Genomic DNA, 12,082 nt, shown 5'->3' with positions numbered 1-12,082 from the left:
TATCTGAATGGACGCTGACCCATGAACCGGATCGAACAGATTGCGCTGATGGCGAACTACAACCAGTGGATGAACCGCAAGGTCTACCACGCGGCCGCCCAACTGACCGATGAAGCCCTGCGCAGGGACCGCCAGGCGTTCTTTGCCTCGATCTTCGGCACCTTGAACCACCTGGCCCTGGGCGACATCGTCTGGCTCAAACGCTTTGCCACGCATCCGGCCGGGTTCTCGGCGCTGACCCCCTTGAATACCCTCGCCACCCCCGCCAATCTGAAACAACTGGCATTCACCGACCTGCAGGAACTCACCGCCCTACGCGTGTGGATGGACCAGATGATCATCGACTGGGCCGCCACCTTGAATGATGGCGACCTCGACCAGCAATTGAGCTACCACACCATGGCGGGTGACGCGGCCAGCAAGCCGTTCTTCAGCCTGCTGGTGCACTTTTTCAATCACCAGACTCACCACCGCGGCCAGGTCACAACGTTATTGAGCCAGGCCGGACAGGATGTGGGTGATACAGACCTGCTGGCGTTGATGGATTGAATCGTCGGATTTTTCTGTAGATAACTGATCTACCAAGGTTTTTAGCCCGCGCAGAGGATCGATAAAAGCCTCCTTCGACCTTGCATCGAAACGCCCGGGACTATATATTCCCAACCCTGCTGCACCGCGCTACCGCCCGAATGGCGAAACTGGTAGACGCATGGGACTTAAAATCCCCCGCTCGTAAGGGCGTCCCGGTTCGATTCCGGGTTCGGGCACCATGGATATCAAAGGGCTTGCCAGGGAAACCTGCGCAAGCCCTTGTCTTTTTTGTTCCGTAATTTTCCTCCAGCGGCATGCTGCCGGACGAACATTAGGTAGTTGCTCTCATGTCAGAACCGCGTATTCGAGCGCTTGCTCTATGTGTCTTTCACCATCACGGAAAAATACTGGTCAATCAGTTCCACGACGCTGTTGAAGCACGAACCCTCTTTCGCCCCATTGGCGGCGGTATTGAGTTCGGCGAGAGAGGTGTGGATGCCATCGCCCGTGAAGTGAAGGAAGAGCTGGGACTTTCGATCAGCGACATTCGATTGATTGGCACGCTGGAAAGTATTTTCACCTACGCAGGCAAGCCAGGGCATGAAATAGTCTTCGTCTATGATGCAAGGTTCGACGACGCAGAAGTCTATGAGAAACCCTGGCTGGAGGGCCATGAAAGCGATGGGGCAGCGTTTCAAGCCACATGGCGTTTTGGCTCAAGCTTCAATGCTGGATCCCAGTTAGTACCTGAGGGGCTCTCCGAGCTGCTGGGGTGGGTGCAGAAGTAGAACGGAGCCCCATGGAAAACAGCCACTGCCTCGGCGCCACCGCATGGCCGGCTGTGGAGTGCTAATCCACGCAAAGACCTGCCACCTTCAACCCATCTGCTCGAACCGCCGCCGCTTTAGGAACAACCCCATCCCCAGTGCAACGGAAAAGATCGACAGCAACCCCAGGTCAAATCCAGACAAGCGGATTTGGCTCGCGGCAACGCAACCGGCCGCACCTATCGCTACCAGCAGTACCCCTAACCATTTGCGAAGCGGATACGACTTAAGAAACCGATCGAGCAGAAAGAACAGCACCAGAGCAGCGGCCAATTGGGTAATGTCAGACATGGGTTTCTTCCGTCAGGTCTTGATGATCAGTGTCGAGGCGGTACGTTGCGGGCCGATGCCGCCATTCACCTGAGCCTCAATACTCACCAGTATGTCGCCTGCATGATAGGTGGGCAGGGTTTCATTCACATACATGCGCACACCGGCGCCGACAGGGGCACCCACATAGGGGGAGGCAACATAAGAGGTGGCGCCAGCGAACGCCGAGGCCGCCAGATTGGCGATCTTGGTACGTTGAGCGTTGAGTACATCGCCCTGCTGCCGCGTCAGCGGCTTGGAGATGCCGATCATCATCAGGCACGGCAGGTTCTTGGCCAACATCTTGTCATATACCTCGACGACCTTACGGTTGACCTCGTAGTGCGCGTTTTGCGCCTCTCCAAAATGCAGCTCGCGCAGGCGCCCGCGTTCGCTGTCGGTGAGGGTGATCTGCGAGACGCTGAACACGATCCCGTGATTGCCGATGTATTGGAAAGTCCCTTCGAACTTCATTGCACGCCTCCTTTCGAACCAGGAGTGAGATTGTCTAGAAGGCGCGCGTTGAATTCAAATTATTTCACCTGGAGGGCAAGGTGCGTTGTGTCGTGGTCAACTAATCCCGGAGACGACGTTAAGTTTTCCGCGCCAACCCATCGTTGAATTGGTGAAGCCGAATCCAGTTGTAACGATGCATCAAAAAAGGCTGATATCGTGCGGTGCTTTCCTTAAACGTGGCGCGCAAGTTACGGCAAGCGGGATTCGCCGAGTCGCTCCAGATGAACGCCGAAGACGACGAATAACGCACAAATCTAAGTGAAGCCTTGTCCAGACTCAGACCTTTGTGGACTGCGTGAAAGCCCATCCAAATGCGATCGCTGCGATGATCGGTCGAATCAGATCTGTCGCCGGCGCCATGCCGGTAAAAATTTGCAGGCTAGCAAATACGAAGACAACAACTGCCGCAAGGATGCCTAGCATCGAAATCCAGCGAAAATATCGTGGAAACATCAAATTACTCTCATGTGAAGGACACGATCATAATTGCAATACGCCACTAGCTCAATCTACTTGCTGCAGCGGGCAACCGGAGGGCTGCGCTTTCCCGGAGCAAAACCATGAGCAACTACATGTACAAGAGCACTGCACTGGCCAGCGTTGCAGCTGTTAGCGCTTGGGACACCAAGCGCACGGCGTGGAATGCCCTGCATGCCAAGCTAGCTGACCAGCTTCTCGTTGGTTCGATTTTGGGATTTTTCAGCTCAATAATTTTTTCAGGATTTCCGGCGACCCAATAGACACAAAACCCCACTCGTGATCATCAAACTCACCAACCGGCTTAAAAAGCAATCCCTTCTCTTCGCAGATACGACCACAAAGACTAAAATCCTCAGCCAAACTTCCGGACCACCCCACATCAAGAATGGGTTCAATATCAAAACTTTTGGGTGTCGCGACAATATATGAACAGCGTTCGTCAATGATTACGTCAACTACAGTACCGATAGATAATTCTGAAAGACGTAAAGCGCAGAAAAATTTTAATTTCCCATGAGACGCCACAATAGATTCTCGCGGGTCACTACCGCCCAAAATTTCACTTCCTCGAAATTTCAGCGCCCCATTCCCCGCGCTCAGGCGGATATCCGCCCCGGCGCTCACGACAGTGCCGACCTGGCTGACGTGATCTTCCTGGGTGGTTTTCTTTTTGCTCTTGGCCAGCGAGTGGTCCTCGTCCGCTGCCGAGGCCAGGTTCATGTCTTCTCGGGCCGACAGGCCGATATCGCGCTTGGCGTCGATCACGCTGGCAATGGCGTTGAGGTCGCGCCCGGCGTTCATTTGCACATCGCGGCCGGCGCTGACGGTTGAACCGCTTTGCGTGGTGTTGGAGGTGTGTTTCCACATGCCCCCGTCGCCGGAATCGAGGGTTTGCGTGGCGACAATATTGATATCCCGCCCAACATTAATCAGTGTATCCGCACCACTCTTCAGCACACTGCCGCTGTTGGTGAAATCGCGGCCCGCCTTGATCGTCAGGTCGTTGGCCGCTTCCACGCGGGCCGCGTCGCCGAAGTAGCTGCGGTTGTCCTCGCCCATGCCCAGCCCGGTGCGGCTGCGTTCGTTGATCACATCGCCCTTCACGGCTGTCAGCGTTACATCCCGCCCGGCGATCACGCCGCCGGACTGGTTGACGAGGTTGTTGCCGGCCAGCAGGTCCAGGCGGTTGCCTGCTTCGATGCGGCCGCTGTTGATCAGGTCGTTGCCGGCGGCGGCCGAGAGGTTGTTGCTGGCGCGCAGGGTGCCGGCGTTGGCGAGGTAGAGCACCGGCACCAGGACTTTTTCGCCGTTCACTTCGTGCTCTTCCAGCCACACGATGTCATGGGTCAGCGCGGCGACCTGTTCGTTGCTTCGGCAGCGCCTGATTCATATGAGATGCTCCCGAGTTCCACCATGAGCCTCGGCCATTGAAGGCTGATTTGCAGGAGCGAGCTTCGCTACGCCCCAGGCGCATCAAGTTACGTGCCCTCGTTGAGGGCCGCTTCCATTGACGTCAGGCGACGCAGCGAAGTTTGCGCCGCACCCAGCCGTCAATTTCCTCAAGTGGCCGTTTGCTCTGACTGAGCTTGAAGTAGGCTGCTCACCCGCGCAGCACAGGGTTTATCCGTTCGATGACATTCGCCATCTTGTGGCCCCGCGCCCCGCGCATCAGGTCTCTTAACCGGTCGTGCAAGCGACCCAGACTCATCGTCGCCACTCTCAGCCTCGGTTGCTGATGCCAGCTCATCCCATAACCCAGATAGTCGCAGACCCAAGGCCGTGCTACGTGGCTCTTTTCCCGGTTCAGCGTCAGTCTCAGGCGCTGATTCAGGAAACGCTCAACACCGGCCATCACCCGCGTGCCAGCTCGCTGACTGCGCACATAGATGTTCGCGTCGTCGGCATAACGCACGAAGCGATGGCCTCGCCGTTCCAGTTCGCGGTCGAGTTATTCCTATCAAGGCTACTTACCATCTATCCATGCATGTTTTATCCAGCTAGCGAGACTGGGCCAAGTTTCATTGGAGCGCCCATCATGCGCCCAGTAACTGACAGAGCCATCCTCAAGAAGACAATAGTAGTTCCCATTATCCTCGCAAATGGGGAGCCACGACTTTGGGACTCCTTGCTCTCGAGCCTCCGCAACAACGTTCAGAAGCTCTCTCGGGCTATGTCTGTCCACGGTTAATCGAAGCGCATCCTTACCATTAAAAATACTATCACTTGCCTCCTTGGCAAAAACTTTATACTCATCCGAAAATGAGATACCAAGTTCACGCTCATAAGAAATAATTAAAGCATCATCAGGAAGTCGCTGCGCATTTGGAAGAGGCATACGAACGCTTTTCAGCTCTTCGACAACATCTCTTATATCAATATCCATAATAACTTCCAATACTAAAATCCATAATTCAAAAATTACTTGCTCGGCTTCTCCAATAGTCTTTTTTCCACTTTTCAAACTGTGACCTGTTGATTCCAGAAGAAATATCAGAACCCGAATTTATATGAATAGCACCACTATTTTGTTGGTGAAAGCTTTGCGTAACCTCAGCAATTGGACCGTCTTGGATTTGCAGCATATGATGCAGATTTACCTTCTTTCCATCAGGCCCATATGGAGCCAATCCATTTTTCATGAGATCCAAATTTGTCAGACCAGTTTGGCTATCCACCCTACTCGGGTCAACCAATTCATCCCTCTGAGTAAAGCTTCCATTTGGGTCTATTCGAAGTACACCTTTTGCACCGACTAGCCTTGGTGTTATTTAAAGAATTTCATGCCTCAGTAACTTAAAAACACTAACTTGACTAATCAATTTTTCTATATCCGATGAACGATTTGTAGCGTTTACATAGAGCAAGACTTTATAGCTCGCGTAGTCCTGCTCTACTGGATCGCCGTCAAAAGGATCAATATTTAATTTTAAAACAAAATTCTCTGAATCATTCCTACCCCACATATAGTAAATACCACCTTGATAAGAGCTATCCCTTTCCTCAAAAGTCTCTCCCAGCGCTCTTTCCAGATCACTTCTCGCCGACAGAAGACATGATTTTTCCGCACCATAGAGATCATACACAATAGTCATTTCGGTAACACCGCACTCGGAGCACGACTTGCGGCTGTTGCCGCAGAGTCATAGATCATAAAATTAACTTCGCGCCCTGCTTGGGCACTCATCTTATTCGACAAATCTTTCATGGAGAGTGTCAGATTTTTTGTGTTCGGGCCGGTTACGGCCTGCCGTCAGGCAGGCCCTATCTTTACCAGGTCGGCCTGATAAATCGATCTCCGTACAGAATCGCAAATTGATTCATCGCGCTCTTCCAATCATGAGCCGCACTGCCCCAGTTCGCGGTGATATTTCGTAATGCCAGCCAGATTAGCTTTGTCGCGGCCTCATCCGTTGGGAAGTGGCCTCGCGTCTTGATGACCTTGCGCAACTGGGCATTGATACTCTCGATGGCATTGGTTGTGTAAATCACTTTGCGTATCGCCGGGGGAAACACGAAGAACGGGATAACTCGATCCCAAGCACGTTTCCAAGCCGATACGACTGTCGGATATTGCTTACCCCAAGGCCCGGCCTCGAAAGCCAGTAGCGCTTGTTCTGCGGCGTCAGCATTGAGTGCTTGATAGATCGGTTTCAGTGCCTTGGCCAGCTCACGGCGCTTGTCCCACGGGGCGTAATCGAGGCTGTTACGGATCAGGTGGACGATGCAGGTCTGCAACGCCGTCTCAGGAAACACAGCACTCAGCGCTTCGGGCATGCCTTTGAGACCGTCAGTTACGGCGATCAAGACGTCTTCGACGCCTCGGGTTTTCAGATCGTTAAAGACCTTCATCCAAAACTTGGCGCCTTCGGTTGTTTCAATCCAAATGCCCAGGATATCTCGCGTTCCGTCCGGCAATACGCCCAGTGCCAAGTAGATCGCTTTGTTGCGAACCAGGCCTTCGTCGCGAATTTTGACTCGCAATGCATCGAAGAAAATTACCGGGTACATCGGTTCAAGCGGTCGCTGTTGCCAGGCGGTAACCTCCTCCAAAACTGCGTCAGTGACAGAACTGATGAAGTTGTGAGAGACGTCTTCCTCAGGGCGCTCCGCGCCCTGAGGATAGCCAAGGTGGTGGCCCAACTCAGCACCAAGGGCTCGCTCGATCAGCGCCTTTTTGAACGCCATCGAGGCATCCTGAATGGCTTCGGCACTCATCGGGCCGCTGACGAACTGGTCGATCAGCTCTTGGGGAATGGATGGAAGGTCTCGCGGGGCCTCACGGCCCGGTTTCTTTTTGGTCGGCATACATGCACCTCTATCAACATGTTATGCCCGAACACAAAATTTATGACAGTCCCAAAAACACCGGCACTAGGCCGGCGTCAGATCACATCTAGGCCTCTACAATTAACAAGAGACATTCAAACCACAAGCAGAGATAAAATCACGTATCGGTATATCAAGAAAGCTACTCTCTCCTGCGGAAAGAACATCTTGCAATGTGACGATGCCTTTTTCAAAGTCCAAAGAAACGTCAAAGCAATTAAACTCGAACTCCCTAAACAGAACGCTCTTTGAGCAAATCCGCTCATCAAAGGCATCTTTCAAAATAGAGCGAACGCTGTCGTCCAACTCTTGAGCGACAAATCGTTCTATTATTGTGCCGCCACTGCTCATAATCATTCCTAACCAGTACGGGAATGCAGTCTGAATCACCCCACCCCGAACATTTATTTTGATTGTCGATGTTGGAGCGCCTGAGGCGTTTGTTCCAATCACCTTACCTGCGTTGTACTCAATAACGTGCCCACCTGCCATTAGAATTTACTTTCCCATATCTCAGTGCGTTATCAACATAACTAGAGATATCTTTAACAGATGTTCCTTGCGAAAACTTACTAACATTCGTAAATCTTGAGTCAGGTCCATGGCGATAGAATACATGCTCAACACCTGTCATCAAACCGCCTTTGTTATAAGTGCTCGCGCTCCACGATGCATCTATTTGCCTTGGGGCTGGTAATGCCTTGATTGTGTCATCTACAACAGCCCAGCTACTTCTGCATTAACTAATCCTCAGCAGATTGCAAAAAACTCTCGGGAATTACGGACTGGGCCCTTGTGGAACCATCAGGCTCACAGAACTCCACCTCATAATTTCCATCACCATAATCTTCTATGATGTAGCCTATTTCATTGTCACCAATGCAGTGATAGTGCCCATTTGGGCCAACATATTTCACACGAGAATATAGAGCTAACTTCATTTTTGGCTCCTGGTAAACCCAGAAAATGGTGTATTCAGCTTGAGCGATCCATCCGATTGAATCATGCCAGTGTGAATCGTCAGGGCAACTACACCGCCATCACCATACCCACCGCTGCTCGGATGAGGGGATGTTCAGACTGACATGCCCGAGCATGGCCTGGATGAAACGAATATCGGCGCCGTTCTCCAGCATCAGGGTGGCCATGGTGTGGCGGAACAAATGGCAACTGCCACGCTTACCAAGGTGCAGATAGGGTGCAAAACACCGGCGCAAGGCCGGTGCCAGATCAACTCAGGTCCTTTAAAATTGGCTTACTTCAGACCTTCCTTATAGAGAAAGTTCCTGACGCACTTTATCGGCTATTTCATCAACAATAAACTGGGGGCCGAATATAGTAAGACCTACGAATGTTTCTGACTCAATTTTAACTTTCCCACCCATCAACTCAACCTCTGCCACTTTAATTTCTTGAGAGCCTCCAACCGCCCATGACTTATCAATGCCTACAGCACCAAGCCTGAATAAAACAATGTGTAGGGCGTTACGCAACACCGCATCGTATTCATCACCCAGCACTATTGATGCAAATTCATCAGTCATATTTAAAAACCTAAATCCTTCCCGCCTGAACGACTTGCAGACTCAGTTATCTGCTCCCAGCTTTTGCCTTTAGCTCTCAGCCAATCAATGGATGGCCCAAGCTTGTCCCCGTATACTCGAAAGTTTCGCTCATAAATCTCTGCAAGCTTATCAGGTGGTGTTAGATCCTTATATTGAACACCTAACTCACAGCGTGTCTGATGGAGTTGGCGAGCGACTTGCTCTGGTGTTGCACCCGCTGCGCGCATACTGAAACTAATCTCTGACAAACTATTAACTTCATCGACATGTGCTTGCCGTAGAGGTGGAAGCTTATCTACCGGACCAGTTGCTTTTGCACCAACAAATATTTCGGACTATAACTGCCTTAGCCTCTTAGCATACACCTAATAACCTAAGGTCATTTTTGAGCTCTACCACTTCATCAAAAGGCAGATCTTCCAAGGTCGAGGAGATTTCAATCTCCTCTAACAATTTAGAGATGGTATCCAGATGGTATTTTTTGACTTTTTCCGGAGATCGCCCTGCCGAAAGAATAAGTGCTATAACTTCTAGCATTAACTTTTCAATAGGCAATTCAAATGAGTTTTCAAGCTCGCCATAAGCATAACCCACTTCACTTTCACCTTCAGCCCATGAGCTTTGGTGGCTAAGCTTGATCTTGCAATAGCTATAATAGCTACCCAGAAACCAAGCCCGGATTTCACCATAAGTCACTCTATCTTCCATTACGGCGTCTTCCTCGGAGGGCGTAACATAACACCCTGATTGTCAAGAATATTAACGGTAATATTAAGGTACTTTGCCTTAAACTGCTCAGTCACATTCAGACAGCTGGCACAAGCCGCTTTCTCCGTAAGGATATTTACTGTTCCGCTTACGGAGGTATTTCTCCCCAACTGGTCAGCGATATTATCTAGAATTTTGTACTCTGTATCTAATCCCCGATAAACCAAGTCTCCAGCCTTATTGGGTACAAATTGAGCGACAAAATTCCCATTTCCGGAGCCGATAAGCCCCTTACCAGCATCAGAAACTTGGCTGTGTGCGGCCATCTGATTAGGTATTCCAAGTATATCTATTTCCGCGACAGCTACGTTACCACTTCGCCGTAAACCAGACGGCAATCCAGCTCGCACGCCCATGACCCGTTGGGCCATCGGAGCAGTGTCAATCAAGGTCGCAGTCGCTTTTGCACCAACCAAAGAGCCAAAAAATTACGAAACTCTAACGACCTTGACCATGACCTCTGTTGACCGCATCCAGAAGCAGTTCTAGCTCAAGGCCATAACCATTCGGCTCGAAGCTTTCCTCTATTCCATTTATTAAAAATTCATTAGAAATCAACTCGCAAAGCTCATCCACCTCACTTGAGGATAATGAACTATTAAGTAATTTCTCAGCCAGTGCCAGTTGGTGCTCTCCTGCCATAAAGCACAACGCCAATAAAAGCTGTAATTGGGCGCTTGTTAAGAGGCTACTCATTTACCGGTCCCCGCAGCTGATTTTCCCCAACCGGTGACAACTTTACCTTCAGCATTGACCACTATGACTGCATCCGTCCCCGTATACCTAAATGTTGGACCGTACTTTAAAGGGACATATTTAATCTTTAGAGGACTAGACCAAGCTCCACTGAGTGCTGACTGGCTTACACCAATGCCACCATCCCTTCCTGCAAATTGCTCCAATGCGTGATTTGAATAGCTAGTGATCTGTGTAGGTGCCCTTGCTCCGGCCGCCTGCTCAGCAACCATTTGCATTTTGAGTCTAGCAGCATTAGCTGCACTACTTGCTCCTGAGTCAGGAATAGAGGGAATGCCTTTTGCACCGAGTAGTGAATATTAATCAATCGACTCGATCTGGAAAACCAAAGTAGAAAAGTCGACTACCTCAGTGCCGCCACTACACTCCAATTTTGTTATGCATCCCTCTTCACTTATTACAATTCCTGCGTTCCCAACCCAAGCCTGCACGATATCGTTCACACGCCATACATTCCAGACCTTTAGTTCGCAAGCTTTTTTGGAAACCACCGTAAAAAAACTGACCCCGGGCTAGTATTAGACCATAAAATTATTTCAGAGTGACGCTGGTTATTTACTTCTAGCTCGCCCTTTACCACTTTTAAACGCAGTCCAGACACCAGCTGTTTAGATGATTTCAACCTTCGAGCCAAGAATCTGCTTCGGCCTGCCCTAATCTTTTTTTGAAAAATCGGGTGCGCAAGCCCCTCAGCAACTTCAATAGGAGCCCCTCGAGTCCGCTGAAAAATTGAAAACAGTGTTTCCGTCATTTATCAATATCCTGGCTTTCGGTAAGGATCGACAGCGGCGTGATCTTGCGGCCAACGAGGAACAAAGTCTTTCCATCCATCCCGAGCAGGAATGGGTTCGTGACTCAACTCCATAGACTCAACTCCACCTTTATCCGCATTATATCGCTGCGGTGCGAGCCCTTTACTCATTCGATCAAGGTTCTCTGATCCATATGTACTCGCAGCATCGGGAGCAGATGCCTCGTTTTTCCAAAACCTAGCCCGGACAGCAGACCAAGAAGGGTCGTTACCTTTAGCCGTTTGATTATAAACATCATCACAAACCTTCCATCCATTCTTCACGGGCGGACTGTCGCTCTGGGCAGGTGCTTTTGGACCAATTAAATTTTAAGAAAAATAGAAAAATCAGGACCTAGCTCATCCCTCAAGCACTCAGCTAGCAGCATGCCCTCCCGCTTGAATTCGCGTTCTAATTTCTCGCTCTTGAATCCAGAATTTGGCGGATAATCAGAATCGAGTGTTTCATCGTACATGGCAGCCCACTTTGATAAACGTCGCTGAAGCTCCTCAGAAATAGGAAGTTCGCAAGGAGCTATGTCCCCATACTCATCGGGTGACATATTCCAAAGAGGATGACATTGATAGTCCGGCATCAACTTTATATTTTTCACTTAAGGCTCCCCCTTGGATTTGCACCGACGACAAATCCGTTGTCACCAATGGTCACAGCAATTCGCTGCGGCTGCCCATTTATTTATAGTTAGCTCATAAATTGGACGCCCAGTACCAGCACCTTGATAGCCAACGAGCTTCCCATCAGAAACAGCCTTCATTACCATACCCGGAATTTCAGCCTCAGACACGCCCATCTGAGCAAATTGGCTACCGTGCTCCTCAATGATGTGCTGCAACCCGGCTTTCGAGTTTCCAGTCTCGAGGAATACAACTTGGCCGCTAGAGTTGCGAGTCGTTGCTATGACATTCTCTGGCGTAAATTTCACACCATTAGCAGCTAACTCATCAAGCAAAGATGTGTTGGGCGCACCTTTTGCACCACTTGCAACTTCTGCGCCTGATCCCCCCTCAAGCACCCCACTCGCCCCAGCCCTCGTGCCCCCTCCCGCTAATGCTGTTCCCTCCGTAAACTCACTGAACATTCCAGTGATTTTTTCCAGCCAGCCAGCTGCTCGCGCGCCCAACAATTCCGGAAAAAGTCCCGTCAGTATAAATACGGATACATTTTCTTTCAGCTTGTCGATTTCTGGCACGGG

General features: G+C 50.5%; 18 protein-coding genes, 1 tRNA gene and 2 pseudogenes. 4 read left to right on the top strand and 17 right to left on the bottom strand.

The features are described 5' to 3' along the window. The first annotated feature begins 21 nt into the window (after positions 1 to 21). From TU79_RS21925 to TU79_RS21915, 3 genes are all read left to right on the top strand, one after another. On the top strand, positions 22 to 549 hold the full coding sequence (locus TU79_RS21925) for a DinB family protein (protein WP_057009960.1): 528 nt from the start codon (positions 22 to 24) through the stop codon (positions 547 to 549). Positions 550 to 683: 134 nt separating this feature from the next. Next, positions 684 to 770, top strand: a tRNA-Leu gene (locus TU79_RS21920). A 108-nt stretch (positions 771 to 878) separates the two neighbouring features. Further along, entirely contained in the window at positions 879 to 1,319 is a 441-nt protein-coding gene (locus tag TU79_RS21915; protein ID WP_057009959.1) for an NUDIX hydrolase, read from the top strand. A gap of 87 nt (positions 1,320 to 1,406) precedes the next feature. Here the strand turns inward: TU79_RS21915 and TU79_RS21910 are convergent, their stop codons facing one another. Next, entirely contained in the window at positions 1,407 to 1,649 is a 243-nt protein-coding gene (locus TU79_RS21910) for a hypothetical protein (RefSeq protein ID WP_057009958.1), read from the bottom strand. Between the two features lie 12 nt (positions 1,650 to 1,661). After that, positions 1,662 to 2,141, bottom strand: coding sequence for a hypothetical protein (locus TU79_RS21905; protein ID WP_057009957.1), 480 nt, complete (start codon positions 2,139 to 2,141; stop codon positions 1,662 to 1,664). Between the two features lie 602 nt (positions 2,142 to 2,743). Here TU79_RS21905 and TU79_RS26170 point away from each other — a divergent pair. Continuing rightward, positions 2,744 to 2,923, top strand: a complete 180-nt coding sequence (locus TU79_RS26170; protein WP_139136844.1) for a hypothetical protein — start codon at positions 2,744 to 2,746, stop codon at positions 2,921 to 2,923. Positions 2,924 to 3,203: 280 nt separating this feature from the next. On the opposite strand, the pseudogene TU79_RS21900 reads toward TU79_RS26170, so the two are convergent. From TU79_RS21900 to TU79_RS26365, 15 genes and pseudogenes are all read right to left on the bottom strand, one after another. Then, positions 3,204 to 4,034: pseudogene (locus TU79_RS21900) on the bottom strand (hemagglutinin repeat-containing protein); the annotation flags it as partial. Continuing rightward, positions 4,003 to 4,611: pseudogene (locus TU79_RS25685) on the bottom strand (group II intron maturase-specific domain-containing protein); the annotation flags it as partial. The pseudogenes TU79_RS25685 and TU79_RS21900, both read right to left, overlap by 32 nt. Positions 4,612 to 4,626: 15 nt before the next feature. Further along, entirely contained in the window at positions 4,627 to 5,124 is a 498-nt protein-coding gene (locus tag TU79_RS25680) for an SMI1/KNR4 family protein (RefSeq protein WP_231986822.1), read from the bottom strand. After that, positions 5,075 to 5,302 carry an HNH/ENDO VII family nuclease gene (locus TU79_RS27105; RefSeq protein WP_082638683.1) on the bottom strand — a complete coding sequence of 76 codons (228 nt, stop codon included), beginning with the start codon at positions 5,300 to 5,302 and terminating at the stop codon, positions 5,075 to 5,077. Before TU79_RS27105 ends, TU79_RS25680 begins: the two co-directional genes overlap by 50 nt. Positions 5,303 to 5,431: 129 nt before the next feature. Next, the gene (locus TU79_RS25670) at positions 5,432 to 5,755 is read right to left on the bottom strand and encodes a hypothetical protein (RefSeq protein ID WP_082638665.1); all 324 of its coding nucleotides are present in this window, start codon (positions 5,753 to 5,755) and stop codon (positions 5,432 to 5,434) included. Positions 5,756 to 5,930: 175 nt separating this feature from the next. Further along, a complete protein-coding gene (locus TU79_RS21885; RefSeq protein ID WP_057009953.1) occupies positions 5,931 to 6,968 on the bottom strand; it encodes an IS256 family transposase in 1,038 nt (345 codons plus the stop codon). 102 nt (positions 6,969 to 7,070) lie between these two features. Next, positions 7,071 to 7,481 (bottom strand): hypothetical protein, encoded by a 411-nt coding sequence (locus TU79_RS21880; protein ID WP_231986820.1) that lies wholly within the window; start codon positions 7,479 to 7,481, stop codon positions 7,071 to 7,073. Positions 7,482 to 7,732: 251 nt separating this feature from the next. Continuing rightward, the gene (locus TU79_RS27100) at positions 7,733 to 7,930 is read right to left on the bottom strand and encodes a DUF4926 domain-containing protein (protein ID WP_139136810.1); all 198 of its coding nucleotides are present in this window, start codon (positions 7,928 to 7,930) and stop codon (positions 7,733 to 7,735) included. 99 nt (positions 7,931 to 8,029) lie between these two features. Further along, on the bottom strand, positions 8,030 to 8,152 hold the full coding sequence (locus tag TU79_RS25660) for a tyrosine-type recombinase/integrase (protein WP_231986818.1): 123 nt from the start codon (positions 8,150 to 8,152) through the stop codon (positions 8,030 to 8,032). Positions 8,153 to 8,260: 108 nt separating this feature from the next. Further along, on the bottom strand, positions 8,261 to 8,533 hold the full coding sequence (locus TU79_RS21875; protein ID WP_057009952.1) for a hypothetical protein: 273 nt from the start codon (positions 8,531 to 8,533) through the stop codon (positions 8,261 to 8,263). A gap of 375 nt (positions 8,534 to 8,908) precedes the next feature. Beyond that, on the bottom strand, positions 8,909 to 9,262 hold the full coding sequence (imm2, locus tag TU79_RS21870) for an Imm2 family immunity protein (RefSeq protein ID WP_057009951.1): 354 nt from the start codon (positions 9,260 to 9,262) through the stop codon (positions 8,909 to 8,911). Beyond that, positions 9,262 to 9,711, bottom strand: a complete 450-nt coding sequence (locus TU79_RS21865; RefSeq protein ID WP_197675625.1) for a deaminase domain-containing protein — start codon at positions 9,709 to 9,711, stop codon at positions 9,262 to 9,264. The genes imm2 and TU79_RS21865 overlap by 1 nt, the downstream gene beginning before the upstream one ends. Positions 9,712 to 9,760: 49 nt before the next feature. Continuing rightward, the gene (locus TU79_RS26160; RefSeq protein ID WP_139136811.1) at positions 9,761 to 10,018 is read right to left on the bottom strand and encodes a hypothetical protein; all 258 of its coding nucleotides are present in this window, start codon (positions 10,016 to 10,018) and stop codon (positions 9,761 to 9,763) included. 1,173 nt (positions 10,019 to 11,191) lie between these two features. Continuing rightward, positions 11,192 to 11,482: a hypothetical protein gene (locus TU79_RS21860; protein WP_231986815.1), complete on the bottom strand. Its 291-nt coding sequence runs from the start codon at positions 11,480 to 11,482 to the stop codon at positions 11,192 to 11,194. 42 nt (positions 11,483 to 11,524) lie between these two features. Beyond that, the coding region (locus tag TU79_RS26365; RefSeq protein ID WP_057009949.1) for a hypothetical protein at positions 11,525 to 12,082 on the bottom strand (558 nt) is incomplete at its 5' end.

The sequence above is a fragment of the Pseudomonas trivialis genome (assembly GCF_001439805.1).
GTDB classification, from domain to species: domain Bacteria; phylum Pseudomonadota; class Gammaproteobacteria; order Pseudomonadales; family Pseudomonadaceae; genus Aquipseudomonas; species Aquipseudomonas trivialis.
This window is presented reverse-complemented; position numbering and strand designations above follow the sequence as displayed.

Excerpts from the sequence above, each read along its gene's own strand:
- TU79_RS21925 (WP_057009960.1), top strand. The coding sequence starts at position 22 with ATGAACCGGATCGAACAGATTGCGCTGATGGCGAACTACAACCAGTGG.
- TU79_RS21915 (WP_057009959.1), top strand. The coding sequence starts at position 879 with ATGTCAGAACCGCGTATTCGAGCGCTTGCTCTATGTGTCTTTCACCAT.
- TU79_RS21910 (WP_057009958.1), bottom strand. The coding sequence starts at position 1,649 with ATGTCTGACATTACCCAATTGGCCGCTGCTCTGGTGCTGTTCTTTCTG.
- TU79_RS21905 (WP_057009957.1), bottom strand. The coding sequence starts at position 2,141 with ATGAAGTTCGAAGGGACTTTCCAATACATCGGCAATCACGGGATCGTG.
- TU79_RS26170 (WP_139136844.1), top strand. The coding sequence starts at position 2,744 with ATGAGCAACTACATGTACAAGAGCACTGCACTGGCCAGCGTTGCAGCT.
- TU79_RS27105 (WP_082638683.1), bottom strand. The coding sequence starts at position 5,302 with ATGAAAAATGGATTGGCTCCATATGGGCCTGATGGAAAGAAGGTAAAT.
- TU79_RS25670 (WP_082638665.1), bottom strand. The coding sequence starts at position 5,755 with ATGACTATTGTGTATGATCTCTATGGTGCGGAAAAATCATGTCTTCTG.
- TU79_RS21885 (WP_057009953.1), bottom strand. The coding sequence starts at position 6,968 with ATGCCGACCAAAAAGAAACCGGGCCGTGAGGCCCCGCGAGACCTTCCA.
- TU79_RS21880 (WP_231986820.1), bottom strand. The coding sequence starts at position 7,481 with ATGGCAGGTGGGCACGTTATTGAGTACAACGCAGGTAAGGTGATTGGA.
- TU79_RS27100 (WP_139136810.1), bottom strand. The coding sequence starts at position 7,930 with ATGAAGTTAGCTCTATATTCTCGTGTGAAATATGTTGGCCCAAATGGG.
- TU79_RS21875 (WP_057009952.1), bottom strand. The coding sequence starts at position 8,533 with ATGACTGATGAATTTGCATCAATAGTGCTGGGTGATGAATACGATGCG.
- imm2 (WP_057009951.1), bottom strand. The coding sequence starts at position 9,262 with ATGGAAGATAGAGTGACTTATGGTGAAATCCGGGCTTGGTTTCTGGGT.
- TU79_RS26160 (WP_139136811.1), bottom strand. The coding sequence starts at position 10,018 with ATGAGTAGCCTCTTAACAAGCGCCCAATTACAGCTTTTATTGGCGTTG.